Source organism: Umezawaea tangerina, assembly GCF_003002815.1.
In the GTDB taxonomy this organism is placed as follows: Bacteria; Actinomycetota; Actinomycetes; order Mycobacteriales; family Pseudonocardiaceae; genus Umezawaea; species Umezawaea tangerina.
In genome coordinates, this window is record NZ_PVTF01000004.1 from 62,575 (window position 1) to 80,581 (window position 18,007).

Consider the following 18,007-nt stretch of genomic DNA (forward strand, 5'->3'; position numbering starts at 1 on the left):
ACGTCGGATTCGATCGTTACCAAGCCTAAGGGGTCAACCTGTAGGGACCCTGAAGGAGTGCGCCGCAAGTACTCGAACGACTACCGTCGGCCATTGTGGACGTACAAGAGGACTACACCGGTCACGTCGAACCGGGCGGCCCCGCGGCCCGCCGGACGCTCGGCGCCCTGACCATCACGAAGATCTCCGTCGGTCCGATGGACAACAACGCGTACCTCCTGGTGTGCCGCGCTACCAACGAGGCCCTGCTCATCGACGCCGCCGCCGACCCCGAACGCCTCTCCGACCTGGTCGGCCACGACCAGGAGCGGCCGAGGCTCAAGACGATCGTCACCACCCACCAGCACGGCGACCACTGGCAGGCGCTCGGCGCGGTCGCGGGCGCGAACGGCGCCGACACCGTCGCCCACGCCCTGGACGCGGGCCCGCTGCCGGTTCCGCCGGACCAGCTCGTCGAGCACGGCGACACGGTCGCCGTCGGCGAGGTCCCGCTGACCGTCATCCACCTGCGCGGCCACACGCCGGGCTCCATCGCCCTGCTCTACCGCGACCCCGACGGGCACCCGCACCTGTTCACCGGCGACTCGCTGTTCCCCGGCGGCGTGGGCAAGACCTCGTCCCCGGAGAACTTCACCTCGCTGCTCGACGACGTGACCTCGCGGATCTTCGCCGAGCTGCCCGACGACACCTGGTTCTACCCCGGCCACGGTGACGACTCGACGCTGGGCGAGCAGCGCGGTCACCTGGACGAGTGGCGCTCGCGCGGGTGGTGACCTCGGGTGGAGCCCCGGTCGCCGGGGCTCCACACGGCGGTGGGTCGTGATCATTCCACCGGCACGGAGCAATACGACTTCGACAAAGCTGAAATGGCCACCAGGACCGCAATAATCGGAGTCCGAAGTTGTCGGCCGAAGCAAGTTCGCATTGAGCGGACTCCGCCGTGGCCGGTTGGGTAATTTCGAGCCGTGGTCGACGAACTTGTTGTGGAGATCTACACCGATGGGTCGTGCTGGGGCAATCCCGGCCCCGGTGGCTGGGGCGCGGTGCTGAAATACGGTCCGCATGAGAAAGAACTCCACGGGTCCGAACCCACGATCACGACGAACAACCGGATGGAGCTGACGGCTCCGATCCGGGCGCTGGAAAGCCTGAAGCGACCGTCGGTGGTGCGGGTGTACACGGACAGCTCGTACGTGAAGGACGGCATCACGTCGTGGCTTCCGAAGTGGAAGGCGAACGGTTGGACCACCGGGTCCAAGAAACCGGTGAAGAACGTGGACCTGTGGCAACTCCTCGACGCCGCGACCGAGAAGCACGAGGTCGAATGGCTCTGGGTCAAAGGACATGCCGGTCACCCCGAGAACGAGCGCGCTGACAGACTGGCGACCACGGGGGCGTCGGAAGCGGCCAAGGGGATGTCGTGGACGCCACCCGTCCGGCCGGTGCGGATGCCGACTGAGACCACACCCGTGAAAGAGAAGACGCGCTGTCGGGCCGTGACCCGCAAGGGCGAGCAGTGCGCGGTCGACGCAGGCCTGTCCGGCCTGTGCCACGTGCACGACCCGGCTCTGCAGTGCGGTGCTCTGCAGAGGAATGGAAAGCGGTGCACAGTCGCCAGCGGAGGTGGTCCTTGCGTCCACCACCGAGGTGAATCGGACACCCATCCCAGTCTGTTCCGATTTTGAGTCCGTGGGCATCCGCGGTGCTGGTCGGCCGAATCGACTCAGGAAACGGGATCCGCCGCCGAGCGGTGATCACGTCCGGTCCACCGTGAGCTCGGCGACGCCCGCCACGGCGTCGACGGCGTAGTGGTCGGCGGCGGTGTCGAGGTCGGTGGTGCTCAGCACGGTGCCGCCCGCGAGACCGGAGGTGGACGTGCCGTCGATCACGGCGTGGCCGGCACCGCCGCTGAACCGGACCTGGGCCTGCGCGCCGGCGGGCAGGTGCAGGTCGAAGGCGGAGGCGCCGCCGGTCATGCGGACCGGAACCGTGCCGGTCGGCGTCGGCAGCGTGAGGTCGATGCGGTCGGAGCCCGCGCCGAAGTCGACGGACTCGAGCTTGGCGGTGCGCAGGTCGACGGTCTGCACCTTGGCGCCGCCGTCGAGGTGGACGCTCCACGTGACGTCGGACGCCAGCTCGACGCGCGCCTCGTCGGCGTTGTCGAACGAGAGGGCGAGCACGTCGCCGTCGACGGTCGCGCGGGGCACCACGCGCCTGCCGTCCGGGGACCACGCGCGGAAGAGGTCGCCGTGCAGGTCGGTGGAGCGGACGACGATGGCGGTCGCGCCGGTCAGCAGCGTCAGGTCGGCCCGCGTCCGCCCCGCGCGGTCGGCGGTGACGGCGTCGCCGGGTACCGCGGTCGCGCGGTCCGGGGACGAGGAACACCCTGACACCGCAACGACAACAGCGGCCAGGACGAGCCACCGCTTCCCCATGGGCGCGCTCCCTCTGCGTTGGTAACGCTCCCGGGGATTCCCCGCGACGGCCTTCCGGTAAACCCCGGACAGGCGTGCGCGACAGCTGCGAGGATTGCCCTCATGGCACAGCGGGCACCGCACGAGTTCGAGTTCGTGGTGGAGACGCCGTTCACCGGCACCACCGGGCAGGTGGACGGCTACGACACCTACCTGCCGCCCGGCGCCGACGGTCCGCTGCCCGCGGTCGTCATCGTCACCGGCCCCTCACCCGAGGTGTACCCGATCCGGCCGCGGCGGTGGCCGGTCTACCAGGGGTACGCGCGGCTGCTGGCCGAACGCGGTGTGGTCGCGGTGGTCGCCGACCCGCCCTACCACTCCCCCGAGGCGTGGCCGGACGCAGCCGAGGACCTGGCGAGGATCGTCGACGCCGTGCGGGCGGCGGACGGGGTGGACGCGGACCGGGTGGCGCTGTGGGCGTTCTCCGGCGGCGCGCTGCTCACCGGCCGCTGGCTCGCCGAGTCACCGGAGTGGTTGCGCTGCCTGGCGTTGAGCTACCCGATGATGAACCCGGCCGACGCCGTGGCGCCCGGTCGGCCGATCGTGCTGACCAGGGTGGGCCTGGAGTCCGCCGAGCTGCAGGAGACGGTCGACGCGTTCCTCGCCACCGACGTCGACGTGCACGTCGTCCACGTGCCGGACGGGCAGCACGCGTTCGACGTGCTGGACCACACCCAGCAGTCGCGCGACGCCGTGCTGGAGGCCGCGGACCTGGTGCTGGGGCACCTCACGGCGTGAAGACGCGGTCGTAGCCGGCCACGCGGAACTCGACGCGCACGCCGAGCAGGGCGGCCAGGCGGGCCGCGAGCGCCTCGCCGCGGGAGCGCCAGGCGAGGGTCGTGGTCTCGTCCGGGAACCCGGAGCTCATCGGGTCGTCGCTGACGAACACGGCCTGGAACTCGGCGTCCCACGCCTCTATCGCGGCGACCAGTTCGGCGGGTGCGCCGTGGTCGGCCACCAGCCGTTCGGGGGCGTAGTTCTCCCTGATCGGGTCATCCGCCCGGAGGACCCACAGGCAGTCGGTCACCCACTCGGGCGCCAGCCGCACGGACAGCAGTTCCGCCATGCGGCCATCCTCCCGGCGACGGGCCCCACCCGCCGCCGGGGGGTGGGGTCAGGACTGGGTGATGTTGACCATCCACGGGATGCCGAAGCGGTCGACGCAGGCGCCGAACTCGTCGCCCCACATCTGCTTCTCCAGGGGGACCGAGACCGTCCCGCCGTCGGAGAGCTTCTCCCAGTAGCCGCGCAGGTCGTCGCCGTCGCTGCCGCTCAGGCTGATGGTGACGTTCGTGCCGGGGTTGTGCTCCATGCCGGGCGGGGTGTCCGCGGCCATCAGCGTGTAGCCGCTGTCGGTCTTCAGCATGCCGTGCATGATCTTGTCCGCGAACGGCGCGTCGTCCGCGCCGAACTCGCCGAACGTGTTGAGCGTCAGCTCACCGCCGAACACGCCCTGGTAGTACTCCATCGCCTCGCGGGCGTTGTCGGTGAAGCTGATGTACGGGTTCAGGACTGATGCCATCACACGCTCCTTGCTAGCGCCGGGACCGCATCGTCGCAGAGCACTCCGGGTGCCGCCATAGGGAGCAATTCCCCTGCCACCAGGGGAGAACGGCCGGTCACCCGTGGTGAGATTGACCGGCGGTCCTGGACAACGTTGTCACGAGGAGGCTGGGGTGTTCCTGCTGAACCGGCGGCGGTTGTTGGGGTTGATCGGGGCGTCCGCGGTGGTCGGGACGACCGGCGGTGTCGGCGTCGGACGGGCCGCCGCGGTCGCGGACCCGGTGGCCGACACCTACTACCGCGTCCTGCTCCGGCACACCCGGTGGTCCGAGACCCGGTTCGACGCCACCGCGGGGCACTACACCCGCACCGACTTCGGGTTCGCCGTCGTGCTGGGCAACGCGGTCCTGGTGACCAGGGGCGAGTACGACGCGCAGGTCGCCGGGGTGGGCCGGGACGTGCTGCGGGCGCGGACGGTCGCCACCATCGAGCACTTCGCCGCGTCGAACGTGCTGGCCGGTGGGACCGAGTGGGGCAAGACCCTGTTCTGGGACACCACCTTCCAGTCCTACTTCGTCCTCGCCGCCCGGCTGCTCTGGTCCGACCTGGACGCCACGACGCGGTCCACTGTGGACACCATCGTCCGCGCGCAGGCCGAGTACACGGTCTCCCTGGGCACCGGCGACGACCCGCGGTCGGGCAGCTGGACGCCGAACGGCACGGCGGGCGGCTTCGCGGGCGACACCAAGCTGGAGGAGATGGGCGTGTATGCCCAGGCCCTCGCGCCCGGACTGGCCTGGGCCGACCAGCCGCCGGACGCGTGGCGCGCGGCGTTCGGCCGGTGGAGCCGCAACGCCTCCGGGCTGCCCGCGGCGGACCTCGCGAACCCGGCGCTGGTGGACGGCGTGCCGGTGAGCGCCAACACGGCGGCGAACCTGCACGACACGTTCCTGGTGGAGAACCACGGGTCGTTCGGGCCGCACTACCAGGAGGAGCTGTGGCGCACGTCGGCGCGCAACGGCGTCCACTTCCTGCTCGCGGGCCGTCCGCTGCCCGAGGTGGTCACCGCGCAGCCCAACGGGGAACGCCTGTGGCGCACCGTCCTGGGCACGATGAGCGACGCGGGCGAGCCGCTCATGCCGATGGTGGCCGACCGCGAACACCTCTACGGCAGGGACGTCATCCCGTTGGCGTTCCGGGCGCAGGTGCTCGGCGACCGCTTCGCCGCCCGTGCCGAGGCCGACCTCGCGGCCAGGCTGGAGGCCTACCAGGCGTACGCGCCGGTGGACCGGATCACGAAGTTCTCCGGTGAGCCCAAGTACGAGCCGGAGGCGCGGGCCGAGATCGCGATCAGCTACCTGCTGCACGAGCTGCGGCCACGACCGGAGCCCGCCTCGGCCGCGGAGCTGTTCCGGCACGCGAGCGGGGCGACGGACTTCGGCGCGGGACCGGGTCTGCTGGCGCAGCAGTCGGAGTCGGCGTGGGCGGCGACGGTCAGCAAGGCCGGGCTGGTGAAGTTCGCCTGGCAGCCCGGTCACGACGACTGGCTGTTCGTGCTCGGCGGCGCCTCGCCGATGTTCCTGCCGTCGACCGGGCTGGCCGTGCGGACGCGGTTCGCCAAGGCGTACAACGGGATCCGCGACGGGTTCGACGCGACGGCGAGCGTGCTGGGCTTCGACTCGGGGTGGGCCGGGATGGTGACGCTGCCGACCGGCACCGTCGTGTACGCGACCTCCGGTGTCGCGGCCGGGGAAGGCCGGGTGGAGGTCCACAACCGCACGATGCCCGGTGTGCCGGGGCTGGACGGCGACCGCGTGTACACCGCGGCCGAGGGCGCCGCGACGGTGCGCGCCACCGACGGCGTCGGCACCGGGCGGGTCGACGACCTGGTGTTCGCCCGCACGACCGCGCGGCACGTGCGGATGGTCGGCGTGACCCCGTACCCGACCTACGGCTACTCGGTCTTCGCGTTCGAGGTGCGGGACGGCGCGTCCGGTGCCGACGCGGCGCGCGGGCGTCCGACCACGGCGTCGTCGTCCGACACCGGCCGCGACCCGGCGTTCGCGACCGACAGCGACGCCGCGACGCGCTGGGCGGTGTCGCGGGCCGACCGGCCGCGCGCCGACAGCTGGCTCTCGGTCGACCTCGGCGCGGACGTCCCGCTCGACCGGGTGCGCCTGCACTGGGAGACCGCGGCCGGGGTGGCCTACCGCGTGGAGACCTCCGTCGACGGCGTGCGGTGGACGACCGCCGTGGCGTACCCGCACGACGACCTGCGCAGCACCGGTGGGTGGCTGGACGTGGACGGGCGCGCCGGGTTCGTCGTGCACGGCTCGACCGCGCCGATCGCCGTGCGCGGCGGGACGGTCGTGCTGTCCGACGGGCCCGCGGCCGGGTTCCTCGCGGAGGGTTACACCGGTGCGTCGAGGGACCTGCGCGCGATCGCCGCCGCGGGTGCGCCGACGTGCCCGGCGGGCGTCCGGGCGAGCACCGCCGACGGCTACCTGAGCCTTTTCAACCTGAGCGCGCTGCGGGTCACCGGCACGGTGTCGATCACGCAGCCGCGCACCGGGGTGCAGCTCTACCAGGGCGTCCAGCGGACCACCGCGACCGGCACCGACTACGTCCTGGCCGTCGACGCGGCGAGCGCACGGGTCGAGCCCGCCAGGTTCACCCTCCGCCGGGCCGCGGGCGGCGCGCTGCCGGTCGGGCTCACGGCGACGGTCTCCGACGGCCGGCGCGTCCGCGTCACCGGACCCGCCGCCGCGCTGGTCGTCACCCAGGCCGGTGGCGCCGAGCTGCCCCTGTCCAGCGGCGCCGAGGTGGTGTTCCCGACCGGGCGGCCGTACCCACTGGCCGACCTGGCGGCCGGGCGCGTCGCGTTCCCGACCTCGCCCCTGCCGCCCGGCATGTCCGACCCGGCGGCGGCCGTGGACGACGACCCGCGGACCTCGTGGACGCCGGGCCCGAACGGCCGCCTGGTGGTCGACCTCGGCGCGGCGCTGGCGGTGGACGGCGTGGTGCTGACCTGGACGGCCGGTCTCGTGCCCACGACCACCGTCTCGACCAGCACCGACGGCCGGACCTACCAGCCCGCCGCCGCGGCGGTGCCGCGCGGCCGGAGGTCGACCGCCGCGGTCGCCACGACGGCCCGCTACGTCGCCGTGGGCACCGGGTGGCGGACGGGTCAGGCGACCCTGGTGTCCGTCGTGGTGCGCCCGGCCGTCACAGGCTGAACCCGCGCAGCAGCCCGGTGTACGGCTTCGACGGCGGCGTGGCGAACTCGCCGCGCGCCCCGGTGCGCAGCCCCATCGCGACCAGGGACTGCACCTGGAGCGTGGCGGCGCGGACCCCGTCGACCACCGGCACGCCGATGGCGGCGGAGAGGTCCGCGCACAGGTCCGCCATGCCCGCGCAGCCGAGCACCACGGCGTCCGCGTCGTCCCGCACGACGGCGTCCCGGCACGCCTGCGTGACCTTCTCCAGCGCGTCCGGGTCCTCCTCCAGCTCCAGCACCGGGATGTCGCACGCGTGCACCCCGGCGCAGAACCGCTGCACCCCGTACCGCTCCGCGAGGTCCCACGCCCGGCCACGGGTGCGGTCGAGCGTGGTCACCACGGTGAACCGGCGGCCGAGGTAGGCCGCGGTGCGCATGGCCGCCTCGGCGATCCCGACCACCGGTCCGGCGGCCAGCTCGCGCGCCGCGTCCAGGCCGGGGTCGCCGAAGCAGGCGATCACGTAACCGTCCACACCGGACTGCTCGCCCGCCGCGACCTCCGCCAGCACGCCGGGGACGCTGAGCGCCTCGTCGTAGTGGCTCTCGATCGACGCGGGGCCCATGGCCGGGCTCACCGCGTCGACCGATGTGCCGGGGGCGGCCATGGCGAGCGCCGCCGCGTGGATGGACCGGGTCATGCCCTTGCTGGTGTTCGGGTTGACGATCTTGATCAGCACGGGGCTACCCGGCGATCCTGGCGCGTTTGGCCAGCGCGGTGTAGACCGCGAGACCCAGCGCCATGCCGATGAACCAGGTGTACTGGGCCGCCGACTTCATGCCCGGTCCGCCGGTCCACAGCACGGGGACCATCGCCACCGCGGCGCCGACCACCGTCGCGACGATCGCGGGCGGGTTGAACCCGTTGCGGTACCAGTACCTGCCGCCGGGCGACATGGTGAACAGGTCGTCGACCACGACCCGCTGCCTGCGGACGAGGTAGTAGTCGGCGATCAGCACGCCGAACAGCGGGCCGATGAACGCGCCGAGCGTCTCCAGCGTGTAGTGGATGACGTCGGGGCTGTTGTAGAGGTTCCACGGGGTGATCAGCACCGAGCCGACCGCGGCGATCATGCCGCCCGCGCGCCAGGAGATCTTCTGCGGGCTCACGTTGGAGAAGTCGAACGCGGGCGAGATGAAGTTCGCGACGATGTTGATGCCGATGGTCGCGATGGTGAAGGTCAGCGCTCCCAGCACGATCGCCAGCGTGCTGTCGATCCGGGCGACCGTCTGCACCGGGTCGATGATCAGCTCGCCGTAGATCGGGACGGTCAGGGACGCGGTCACCACGACCAGGATGGAGAACACCAGGAAGTTGACCGGCAGGCCGAGCAGGTTGCCGCGCTTGACCGCCGAGAACGACCTGCCGTAGCGGGAGAAGTCGCCGAAGTTGAGCATGGGCCCGGAGAAGTAGGACACGACCAGCGCGATGGCGCCCAGCATCACCGGGACCGACTGCGCGCCGGTGTACTTGACGTCGCCCAGGGTCAGGTCGATGGCGCCCCAGCCCGCGCGGTAGACCAGGTACCCGGTCAGCAGGAACATCACGACGTAGACGGCGGGGCCGCAGAAGTCGATGAACTTGCGGATGGTCTCCATGCCGGTCCAGAACACCGCGGCCTGGAGGATCCACAGCACCGTGAACGAGACCCAGCCCAGCAGCGGCAGGCCGAGGAAGCCGTACTGCTGCACGTCGGCGTAGGGGATGAGGTCGGGGAACAGCTTGAGCAGAGCCACTTCCAGCGCCGCCGACGCGAGGTAGGTCTGGATGCCGTACCAGGCGACCGCGATCAGCCCGCGGATCACGGCGGGGATGTTCGCGCCGCGCACGCCGAACACCGTGCGGCAGATGACCGGGTAGGGCACGCCCGCGGCCTGGCTCGGCTTGGCGACCAGGTTGCAGAAGAAGTACACGATGCCGATGCCGACCAGCAGCGCCACCAGGACCTGCCAGCTGTTCAGGCCGAGCATGAACAGGCTGCCCGCGGTGATGTAGCCGCCGACGCTGTGCACGTCGGACATCCAGAAGGCGAAGATGTTGTAGGACCCCCAGGACTGCTCGGCCAGCGGGGCGAGGTCCTCGTTCGCGAGGCGGGGGTCGTACTCGGCCTTCAGGCCGCCGGGTACCCCGGCGGCCGGGGACGGTGGGCGGAGTTCCTCAACGTGCGGCACGATCTCGGTCATGGTCACTCCCGGCTCGCCTCGTCAGAACGGCTTCGCCAGGTCAAAGTAGGAGCGCGATGTTACGCGTCCATCACGTGGAACATATATCTTGCCGGAGGCCGGTATATCTTGCCGGACCTGGGGTTTCTCAGTCCGGATCGGCGAAGAGCCCGGTGTCGCGGGGCAGCAGTTCCAGCGACGACTGGAGCCTCCCGTGGTGCCTGCGGGCCGCCTCCAGCAACGCCGTCGCGTCCCGCGCCACGAACGCCGCGAGCATCGCGTCGTGGTCGTTGTGCAGCTCCGCCCGTTCCGCCTCCGGCAGGTGCGCCATCGGTTGCAGCGGCTCGGTCATGTTCCACGCCGACTCGAACATCCCGAGCAGCCGCAGCATCCCGCACGGAGCCACCAGCGCCAGGTGGAAGCTCCGGCTCTCCCGGTGGTAGGCGTGCGCGTCCCTGGCGCGCACGGCCTCCTCCAGACCGCGGTGCGCCGCGCGGGCGTTCTCGTCGTCGGTCGCGTCCGCCGCCCCGACGGCCGCCGCCAGCGCCGCGGCCTCCAGCACCCCGCGCACCAGGTACAGCTCCTGGAGCTCGCGGGCGGTCAGCTTCGCCACCGTGTAGCCGGCGTTGGGCCGGTGCTCCACCAGGCCTTCGCCGATCAGCGTCTTCAACGACTCGCGCACCGGGATCCGGCTGACGCCGAACACCGCCGCGACCTCGTCCAGCGGGATCGGCGTGCCGGGCGGGACGCCGCCGTCGAGCAGGCACCGGCGCAGCTCGGCGAGGATGGCGGCCTGCGAGCTGCCGGGCCGCTCGCTGACGAGCCGCGCCACCAGCACCGACCTGCTCCTGCGCCCTGGCATGCGACTCCCTCCCCGTCCGGGTCTCGCAGGAGGCTACGCGCTTCGTCCCGACCCGCGCGTCGATCCGGGCCCGGCACTCGTCGACACGCTCCTGCGGGTGGCTCCTCGTCTCCGGACGTGTGGTGGCCCAGGAAGCAACCAGGACGACAGGACAGCGCCCCGCGGGCGTCCTAAGGTGCTCGGATGGCCACCTGGGACGACGTGCACCGGCTCGCGATGGCGATGCCCGAGGCGGAGGAGCGCTCGCCGCGCGACTGGCGGGTCAAGGGCAAGGGGTTCGTCTCCGAACGCCCCCTGCGCCCCGCGGACCTGGCCGCGCTCGGCCCGTCCGCTCCGGACGGGCCGATCATGGGCGCGCGGGTCGCGGACCTGGGCGTGAAGGAGGCCCTGCTCGCCGACGACCCGGCCGTGTACTTCACGACGCCGCACTTCGACGGGTACGCGTCGGTGCTGGTGCGGCTGGACCGGATCGGCGTCGAGGAGCTGGAGGAGCTGGTCGTCGAGGCGTGGCTCTGCAAGGCGCCGAAACGCCTCGCGAAGGCCTACCTCGACGCTCAGGGCTCGATGACGTAGACGATCCCGCCCGGCCCGTCGGCCACCGAGCCGTCGGCGTCGTACCGCTTGGTGCGCAACCAGATCGTCTCGAACTGGGCGCGCGGGTAGACGTGCCGGACGGCCTCGTTCGACGGGGACGCCGGGTCGTTGGCGATCACGTCGCCCTCGGCGGTGAACCCGACGACGACCATGATGTGGCCCGCCGTGCCGTACTCGGCGCCGTCCAGCTCCTCCTCGCGGAACGACTGGGAGGTGATCACCGGGACGCCGCGGGCGATGTAGGTCTCCAGCTCGGTCAGCGACCTGAGCCTGGTGATGTGCCCGCGCAGCCCGAACGTGGCCGCGTACGCGGTGTTGAACGGCCAGTTGCCGTCGCCGTCGTAGTCCAGGTCGTAGGTGTGCGCGGCCGCGTACTCGACGCTGCGGTCGGGGTGGCTCGGGTCGATCCCGGCCAGGTCCTCCGGGGTCGGGCCGCGGCCCCAGTACTCGACGACCATCTCGGTGGACGTGGGGCTGCACAGGGACTCGCCGCCCTCGTGCACGTTCTGCGAGTAGCGCGGCACGGGCAGCTCGACACCGCGCGCGGGACCGGGCGCGCTGGCGGGCACGGTGAACGCGTCGGGAACCGCGGAGGCCATGGCGCCGGCCATGAGCAGCGTCGGGGTGGCCGTCGAGCCCGCCGACCGGTAGAGCGTCACGCGGAGCTGGACGTCGCGCAGCGGCTGCCCCTGGGCTGCCACGAACGTGTCCACGTCGACCCGGCCGTGCTCGTCGGACTGGCCGGGCACGCTGGTGCGCCTGATGTCGGTGTCGCCGGAGGCCCAGCGGCCCATGGCGTACCAGCCGGTGCGCGGGCCGCGCAGGTCGACCTGGAGCCACGTCCCCGGTGGGGTGAGGGCGTTCCACGACGCGACGACCTGCGTCGCGCCGAACCGGGTGGCGTGCCGCGGCGACGTCCAGCGGGCGAACTCGTACCCGCCCTCGGTACCCGCGGGCGAGCCGATGACCAGGCCCTGCCCGGCGGGCGCGCGCGTCAGCCCCTCGGAACGGCCCTGGGCGAACTCGGCGGCGGAGCGCCATTCGCGGTAGTCGACTTGCGCGTCCGTGGCGACCGCCATCGGCATGATCATCGCCGCGCTCATCAGCAGGACACCGAGCACGTTCACCCCACCACCTCCCGTTGCCGATTCCCACGGTAGCGGTCAGGGCCGTGGGGAACCAACCACCCATCCGGGAAACCCCCGCGACTTCTTGGCGTTATTGGCCGTTGACACGGGGCCGCTTGCCGCGCGACTGTGTGAGAGCGCTCTCACAACTCCATCCTGAGGAGGAGACAGCCGATGTCGCTCAAACGCAAGACGTTCTCCCTGCTGGCGGCCGTGGCGACCGTGGCAACCGGGCTCACCGCGACGGCGACCGTCGCCGAGGCGGTCCCGACGACCATCCCGCTGACGTTCACGAACAACTCGGGTCGAAGCGACCAGATCTACATCTACAACCTCGGCACGCTGCTCTCGACCGGCCAGCAGGGCTGGGCCGACGCGAACGGCGGGTTCCACGCCTGGCCCGCGGGCGGCAACCCGCCGACCCCCGCGCCCGACGCGTCCATAGCCGGGCCCGCGAACGGGCAGTCGAAGACGATCCAGATGCCCAAGTTCTCCGGCCGGGTCTACTTCTCCTACGGGCAGAAGCTGGTCTTCAAGGTGACCACGGGCGGGCTCGTGCAGCCCGCCGTGCAGAACCCGTCCGACCCGAACGTCAACATCCTGTTCAACTGGTCCGAGTACACCCTGAACGACGCCGGCCTGTGGCTGAACAGCACTCAGGTCGACTTCTTCTCGGCGCCCTACAACGTCGGCGTGCGGCCCGCGAGCGGCGCGACGAAGACGACCGGCAAGCTCAAGTCGGGCGGCTACAACGGCGTCATCAACGGCCTGCGCGCCCAGTCCGGCTGGGGGAACCTGGTCCGGACCCGGTCGGACGGCTCGGTCGTGCGCGTCCTCGCGCCCGGCCACGGCATCGAGGCGGGCGCGCTGTCGTCGACCGTCATGAACGACTACGTCAACCGCGTCTGGTCGAAGTACGCGTCCTCGACGCTGACCGTCACCCCGTTCGCCGACCAGCCGAACACCAAGTACTTCGGCCGGGTCTCGGGCAACTCGATGAACTTCACCAACAGCGCGGGCCAGCAGGTCACGTCGTTCCAGAAGCCGGACTCGGACTCGATCTTCGGATGCTACAAGCTGCTCGACGCGCCCAACGACCTGGTCCGCGGCCCGATCTCGCGCACCCTGTGCGCCGGGTACAACCGGTCCACGCTGCTCACCAACCCGAACCAGCCCGACGCGAACGACTCGGGCTTCTACAAGGACGGCGTGACGAACCACTACTCCCGCGTCATCCACTCGCAGATGGCCGACGGCAAGGCCTACGGCTTCGCCTTCGACGACGTCGGCGCGCACGAGTCGCTCGTCCACGACGGCAACCCGCAGCAGGCCTACATCACGCTGGACCCGTTCAGCTAGACCACGTGGCGGAGAGCCGTCCTGCCGGCGACTCCACCCCGAACCACCGCGGGCCGGTCGCACCACGCGACCGGCCCGCGGTCAGTTCTCAGCCGTCTTCTCGTCCTCGGCCTTCTCGCCCTGGGAGGCGCGCTCGGCCTCGCGGTCGCTGCGGAACGTGAGGACCACGAAGAGCACGGCCCCGGCGAACAGGGCGATGTCGGCGACGTTCCCGACGAAGAAGCCGTTGTAGTCGATGAAGTCCACGACGTGCCCGCGCGCGAAGCCGGGCGCGCGGAACAGCCGGTCGAGCAGGTGCGTGACGGCGCCGCCCAGCAGCAGCGCCAGCGCGATGGCGCGGCTCGGCGTCTGCGGCTGGGTCGCCAGCCGCAGCAGCACCACCGCCGCGATGGCGGCCAGCACGGTGAAGACCCAGGTCGACCCCGTGCCGATGGAGAACGCCGCGCCGGGGTTGTAGAGCAGGCGGAACTGGAGGAAGTCGCCGACCACCTGGACCGGTGGCCTGCCCGCGAGCGCGGACTCGGCCCAGTACTTCGTGGCCTGGTCGACCGCGAGCACGAGTGCCGCCACGGTCAGCACGACCGCCGTCCGACGGGTCGCGGTGGGTGCTGGGGTATCCGTCACCGGAGGAGGGTATCCGGTCGGGTCGGCCGGACCGGTTCGCCGACGAGCGGGTCCCGCGCCTCCTCGTCGCACACCACCGGCCGCGCCACCTCGACGTCCGCCTGCGCCGCGCGGACCGACCGCGGCACCCGCCTCCACCACCGGCGTCGGGGGCTCGTTCACCGCCGTGACGACCGCGTCGGGCCGCTCGTGCGTGATGTCGTCGAGCACGCCCTGTGCCGTCCGACCGGGTGCGCGGCCGTGGCTTCGCGCCAAGACGACCACGGCCACCTGCGGGTTCGGGCACAATCGGGGGTATGACGGAGCGCAAACCCGCCGATGTCAGCTTCGAGTCGTGGGTCGACCGCCAGATCCGCGAGGCCACCGACCGCGGCGAGTTCGACGACCTGCCCGGCGCGGGCAAGCCCCTCCCCGGCCTCTCGGGGCCGGTCGAGGAGCAGTGGTGGCTCAAGGACTACCTGCGCCGCGAGAACCTGCCGACCGACGCCCTCCTGCCCACTCCCCTGCTCCTGCGCAAGGAGATCAACGCCCTGCCCGACACCGTCAAGGGCCTGCGCACCGAGCAGGAGGTCCGCGAGCTGGCGGGCGAGCTGAACCGGCGCGTCGTCGACTGGCTCCGCTTCGGCACCGGCCCGCGGGTGCCGCTCGGGCCGGTGAACGTGGACCGGGTGGTCGACGACTGGCGCGCCGCCCGCACCCCCGTCCGCACGGCACCGCCACCGGCACCCCCGGAGCGCACCCCGCGGGCCAGGTGGTGGCACCGCTGGACCCGCCGCTCCCCCGCTCCCGAGGACTGACCGGTCAGCGCAGCACCTCCGCGAGGCGGGCCATGCCCTCGGTGATCCGGTCGGGCGCGTTCGTGGTGAACGACAACCGCAGCGTCGCCTGGTCCGGGGTCGTGGCGTAGAACGGCGGCCCCGGTACGTAGGCGACGTCGTGCGCCAGCGCGGCCGACAGCAGCTCGGTGGTGTTGGTGCCCGCCGGGAGCGTCACCCACACGAACATCCCGCCGTCCGGGTCGGTCCACGTGGTGCCCGCAGGAGTCGCGCCGGGCAGTGCGGCCACCATCGCGTCGCGGCGCGACCGGTAGGCGGTGCGCAGGGCGGCGACGTGCCCGTCCAGGTCCGCCGTGGCCAGGTAGATCGCGGCAGCGGCCTGGTCGACGGTCGAGGTGTGCAGGTCGGCGGCCTGCTTGACGATCACCAGCGTCCCCATCAGGGACTCCGGCGCGCGCAACCAGCCGAGCCGCAGGCCGGGTGCGCCGATCTTGGAGAAGCTGCCGAGGTGCAGGACGTTGTCCGAGCCCACCGCCAGCGGTGCGATCGGCTCGCCCCGGTAGCGCAGCTCGCCGTACGGGTCGTCCTCCACCACCCACAGGTCGTGCGCCGCCGCGAGGGCGGCGATGGCGGCCCGGCGCTCGGCCGGGAGGGTGCGCCCGGCGGGGTTGGCGAACGTCGGCACCAGGTACACCAACGACGGCCGCTCGGCCCTGACCACCTCCTCCAACGCCTCCGGCACCATCCCGTGCCCGTCGGACGCGACCGCGACCACGCGGGCGCCCGCCATCCGGAAGCACTGCAACGCGGCCAGGTACGTCGGCTCCTCGACGGCGACGACCGAACCGGGACCGAGCAGGGCGGCGGTCACCAGGGTGAGCGCCTGCTGGGAACCGGTGGTCACCAGCAGGTCGTCCTCGGTGGTCGGCAGGCCCTTGCCGGTCATCCTGGCGGCGAGCAGCGAGCGGAGCGCGGGGTTGCCCTCGGTGGGCGCGTACTGGAGGTTGTCGCGGCCGGTCGGCTCGGAGAGCGCTTGGTGGAACGCCATGCGCAGACCGGGCAGGTCGAACAGCTCCGGCGCGGGAAGCCCACCCGCGAAGGAGATCACCTCCGGGCGGGAGGTGAGCGCCAGGAGGTCGCGGACGGGGGAGCTGGAGACGTGCTTGGTCGAGCTGACGGGCGGCATGGCGAGTCCTCGGGATCCACTGGGGGACCGCGGGTGCGGAGGGCGGTCGTATCGCCGGGCACGCGCGCAGGGGGCTGCACTGGTCGAGGAGCCGCCCTCACCCTACCTGTCAGCCGACCGGCCTCGCGATGATCGAGAACTCGGTGCCGAACGGGTCCGTCACGGTCGCGATCCGGCCGTAGAGCATGTCGTTCGGCGTGGTCGTCGTCCCGCCCGCGGCGACCGCACGCGCCACCGCGGCGTCGGTGTCCGCCACTTCGAAGCACGTGTCCCACCGCGACCGCACGGCCGCCGGGTTGCCGAAGACGCCGCCCACCTCGTGGCCGTCGGCCCTGCGCAGGAAGGTGAAGTCGAAGTCCGGCATGTCCTCGTTGCGCTCCAGGGTGAACCCGAACACCGACGCGTAGAACTCGCGAGCGGGTTCCGGGTTCGGCGTCACGAGGTCGTTGCGCACCAACGAGTTCGGCTCGTTCACGACCTCGCAGCCGATGTGGTCGCGCCCCTGCCACAGCCCGAACTGGGCCCCGGTGGGGTCGACGGCGATCGCCATCCGCCCCTGCGTCATCACGTCCGACGGCTCCACCCGCACCGTGCCGCCCGCCTCTATGACGCTCTTGGCGGTCGCGTCCACGTCGGCGGTCGCCAGGTACACGTTCCACGCGAAGTCGGTCCCGCCCGGCTCCGGGTCCGGCACGATCGCGGCGACGCGGCGGCCGTCGAGCAGGCACGTCGTGTAGTGCCCCGTCTCCGGGCCGGACGTGCTGAACTCCCAGCCGAACAACGCCCCGTAGAACTCCTTCGCCCGGTCCAGGTCGGGTATGCCCAGGTCGACCCAGGTGGGCGTGCCGTCGGGCTGCACGGTGGTCAGGTGGCTCATGGGGAAGCTCTCCTCCTCGGTTCGCGGACGGGATGCCAACGTCTCCGGACCATAGCCGGCAGCACCGACATTCCTAGCCCGAGTGAGCTCGCACGAACCCCAGCACGCGCCCGGTAATGGGCCCCGTGTCGTCGAACACGCCCAGGTCGTGCCCGCTGTCGGGCCACAGGTCGACCTCGGCGTGCGGAACCAGTTCCCGGAGCCGGGCCGCCGCGCGGGTGGCGTCGTGCACCGCGTTGCGGGCGCCGAACACCGCCAGCACCGGGATCCGCACGGCGCGGAGCTGCTCCTCCGACGGGGGCAGGAGCATCGGCAGCCTCATCCGGTACGTGCGCGTCCCGACGAGGACGACGCGCACCTCGGGCCGGTCCAGCACGTCGTGCCCGAACGAGTGCCGCAGGAACCAGCGCATCGCCCGGTCCGACCGGATCGCCGCGGCGAGCACCGCGCGCCACATGACCGCCGGGTGGTACGTCGACGTCACGGTCGTCGGCTCCAGCAGGCTGAGCGTCGCCACCCGCGCGGGTTCGTGCGCGACCAGCGACACCCCCAGCCAGCCGCCCGCGGACACCCCCACCACGTGGACACCGCTCAACCCCAGCCCCGCCAGCACCTCGTCCAGCACCCGCGCCCGGTCGGCCGCGCTCAGCAGCGGTCTCGTCTGCACGCTGCCGCCCGCCTCGCCGAGCGCGTCGACCGCGTAGACCGGGTTGCGCTCGGCGAACGCGCCGACGAACGGCCCCCAGCCCGCCGACGTGGACATGAACCCGTGCAGCAGCACGATCGGCGCGCCCTCGTCGGGGCCGTACCGGTACACCCTCGCGGTGCCGAACGACGTCCGGACGTCGTACTGCTCGACCGGTCTCGGACCCGCGGCCATCGCCTCCCGGTAGGCCGCCGCGAACCGCTCCTCCGCTGCCGCGCTCCGGAATCCCCCTATGCGTTCCCCCATGCGACCCACGATAGGGGGACGGGCGGGCTGCTCGTGGAGTTCCGACTTTTGGGCGGGGTCGAGGCGTTCCACGACGGCGCCCCGGTGGACCTCGGTCCGGTGTACCGGGCGGGCAGGCACGCCGACGCGCTGGGGCAGTACCGGGAGCTCGGTGCGGCGCCGAGCGAGGCCGCGACGGCGGAGCGGTTGCGGGGGTTGGGTTCCAGCGGGTGAACCCGCCCCCCGCGACCGCCGTC

The 18,007-nt window shown here is 72.1% G+C and carries 19 protein-coding genes and 1 pseudogene; 8 read left to right on the top strand and 12 right to left on the bottom strand.

The window, feature by feature from the left end; all coding sequences use genetic code 11:
- Nucleotides 1-95: 95 nt before the first annotated feature.
- Nucleotides 96-773, top strand: coding sequence for an MBL fold metallo-hydrolase (locus CLV43_RS14305; protein WP_106187662.1), 678 nt, complete (start codon nucleotides 96-98; stop codon nucleotides 771-773).
- 192 nt (nucleotides 774-965) lie between these two features.
- Nucleotides 966-1,409: pseudogene (gene rnhA / locus CLV43_RS49260) on the top strand (ribonuclease HI); the annotation flags it as partial.
- A 345-nt stretch (nucleotides 1,410-1,754) separates the two neighbouring features.
- Here the strand turns inward: rnhA and CLV43_RS14315 are convergent.
- Complete coding sequence (locus CLV43_RS14315; protein WP_146174764.1) at nucleotides 1,755-2,435, bottom strand: hypothetical protein; 681 nt, start codon at nucleotides 2,433-2,435, stop codon at nucleotides 1,755-1,757.
- Nucleotides 2,436-2,537: 102 nt separating this feature from the next.
- On the opposite strand from CLV43_RS14315, the gene CLV43_RS14320 reads away from it, so the two are divergent.
- Nucleotides 2,538-3,212 (top strand): alpha/beta hydrolase family protein, encoded by a 675-nt coding sequence (locus CLV43_RS14320; protein WP_106187665.1) that lies wholly within the window; start codon nucleotides 2,538-2,540, stop codon nucleotides 3,210-3,212.
- On the opposite strand, the gene CLV43_RS14325 is transcribed toward CLV43_RS14320, so the two are convergent.
- Nucleotides 3,202-3,540 carry a hypothetical protein gene (locus CLV43_RS14325; protein ID WP_106187666.1) on the bottom strand — a complete coding sequence of 113 codons (339 nt, stop codon included), beginning with the start codon at nucleotides 3,538-3,540 and terminating at the stop codon, nucleotides 3,202-3,204. The genes CLV43_RS14320 and CLV43_RS14325 overlap by 11 nt on opposite strands.
- A 48-nt stretch (nucleotides 3,541-3,588) precedes the next feature.
- Complete coding sequence (locus CLV43_RS14330) at nucleotides 3,589-3,996, bottom strand: VOC family protein (RefSeq protein ID WP_106187667.1); 408 nt, start codon at nucleotides 3,994-3,996, stop codon at nucleotides 3,589-3,591.
- Nucleotides 3,997-4,150: 154 nt separating this feature from the next.
- Between CLV43_RS14330 and CLV43_RS14335 the strand changes: the two genes are divergently transcribed.
- Nucleotides 4,151-7,213: a discoidin domain-containing protein gene (locus tag CLV43_RS14335; protein WP_106187668.1), complete on the top strand. Its 3,063-nt coding sequence runs from the start codon at nucleotides 4,151-4,153 to the stop codon at nucleotides 7,211-7,213.
- Here CLV43_RS14335 and CLV43_RS14340 read toward each other — a convergent pair.
- From CLV43_RS14340 to CLV43_RS14350, 3 genes are all read right to left on the bottom strand, one after another.
- Nucleotides 7,203-7,931 (bottom strand): aspartate/glutamate racemase family protein, encoded by a 729-nt coding sequence (locus tag CLV43_RS14340; RefSeq protein ID WP_106187669.1) that lies wholly within the window; start codon nucleotides 7,929-7,931, stop codon nucleotides 7,203-7,205. The two genes, CLV43_RS14335 and CLV43_RS14340, sit on opposite strands and share 11 nt — an antisense overlap.
- A gap of 4 nt (nucleotides 7,932-7,935) precedes the next feature.
- Nucleotides 7,936-9,435: an NCS1 family nucleobase:cation symporter-1 gene (locus CLV43_RS14345; protein ID WP_106188222.1), complete on the bottom strand. Its 1,500-nt coding sequence runs from the start codon at nucleotides 9,433-9,435 to the stop codon at nucleotides 7,936-7,938.
- 127 nt (nucleotides 9,436-9,562) lie between these two features.
- Nucleotides 9,563-10,276, bottom strand: coding sequence for a GntR family transcriptional regulator (locus tag CLV43_RS14350; protein ID WP_106187670.1), 714 nt, complete (start codon nucleotides 10,274-10,276; stop codon nucleotides 9,563-9,565).
- A gap of 183 nt (nucleotides 10,277-10,459) precedes the next feature.
- Between CLV43_RS14350 and CLV43_RS14355 the strand changes: the two genes are divergently transcribed.
- On the top strand, nucleotides 10,460-10,849 hold the full coding sequence (locus tag CLV43_RS14355) for an MmcQ/YjbR family DNA-binding protein (RefSeq protein WP_106187671.1): 390 nt from the start codon (nucleotides 10,460-10,462) through the stop codon (nucleotides 10,847-10,849).
- Here the strand turns inward: CLV43_RS14355 and CLV43_RS14360 are convergent.
- The gene (locus CLV43_RS14360; protein WP_106188223.1) at nucleotides 10,831-11,973 is read right to left on the bottom strand and encodes a C39 family peptidase; all 1,143 of its coding nucleotides are present in this window, start codon (nucleotides 11,971-11,973) and stop codon (nucleotides 10,831-10,833) included. The genes CLV43_RS14355 and CLV43_RS14360 overlap by 19 nt on opposite strands.
- Nucleotides 11,974-12,171: 198 nt before the next feature.
- Between CLV43_RS14360 and CLV43_RS14365 the strand changes: the two genes are divergently transcribed.
- Nucleotides 12,172-13,356 (top strand): glycoside hydrolase family 64 protein, encoded by a 1,185-nt coding sequence (locus CLV43_RS14365; RefSeq protein WP_106187672.1) that lies wholly within the window; start codon nucleotides 12,172-12,174, stop codon nucleotides 13,354-13,356.
- Nucleotides 13,357-13,437: 81 nt separating this feature from the next.
- On the opposite strand, the gene lspA is transcribed toward CLV43_RS14365, so the two are convergent.
- Nucleotides 13,438-13,980 (bottom strand): signal peptidase II, encoded by a 543-nt coding sequence (gene lspA, locus CLV43_RS14370; RefSeq protein ID WP_106187673.1) that lies wholly within the window; start codon nucleotides 13,978-13,980, stop codon nucleotides 13,438-13,440.
- Complete coding sequence (locus CLV43_RS50055; RefSeq protein ID WP_281262159.1) at nucleotides 13,977-14,108, bottom strand: hypothetical protein; 132 nt, start codon at nucleotides 14,106-14,108, stop codon at nucleotides 13,977-13,979. Before CLV43_RS50055 ends, lspA begins: the two co-directional genes overlap by 4 nt.
- Nucleotides 14,109-14,276: 168 nt before the next feature.
- Between CLV43_RS50055 and CLV43_RS14375 the strand changes: the two genes are divergently transcribed.
- Nucleotides 14,277-14,777, top strand: coding sequence for a DnaJ family domain-containing protein (locus CLV43_RS14375; RefSeq protein ID WP_211304366.1), 501 nt, complete (start codon nucleotides 14,277-14,279; stop codon nucleotides 14,775-14,777).
- A 4-nt stretch (nucleotides 14,778-14,781) separates the two neighbouring features.
- Here the strand turns inward: CLV43_RS14375 and CLV43_RS14380 are convergent, their stop codons facing one another.
- The 3 genes from CLV43_RS14380 to CLV43_RS14390 all read right to left on the bottom strand — a co-directional run bounded on the left by CLV43_RS14380 (nucleotide 14,782) and on the right by CLV43_RS14390 (nucleotide 17,771).
- Nucleotides 14,782-15,942 carry an aminotransferase-like domain-containing protein gene (locus CLV43_RS14380; RefSeq protein WP_106187674.1) on the bottom strand — a complete coding sequence of 387 codons (1,161 nt, stop codon included), beginning with the start codon at nucleotides 15,940-15,942 and terminating at the stop codon, nucleotides 14,782-14,784.
- 109 nt (nucleotides 15,943-16,051) lie between these two features.
- Nucleotides 16,052-16,819, bottom strand: a complete 768-nt coding sequence (locus CLV43_RS14385; protein WP_106187675.1) for a VOC family protein — start codon at nucleotides 16,817-16,819, stop codon at nucleotides 16,052-16,054.
- A gap of 73 nt (nucleotides 16,820-16,892) precedes the next feature.
- Entirely contained in the window at nucleotides 16,893-17,771 is an 879-nt protein-coding gene (locus CLV43_RS14390) for an alpha/beta fold hydrolase (RefSeq protein WP_106187676.1), read from the bottom strand.
- 33 nt (nucleotides 17,772-17,804) lie between these two features.
- Between CLV43_RS14390 and CLV43_RS14395 the strand changes: the two genes are divergently transcribed.
- Nucleotides 17,805-17,984: a hypothetical protein gene (locus CLV43_RS14395; protein ID WP_106187677.1), complete on the top strand. Its 180-nt coding sequence runs from the start codon at nucleotides 17,805-17,807 to the stop codon at nucleotides 17,982-17,984.
- Nucleotides 17,985-18,007: the final 23 nt, after the last annotated feature.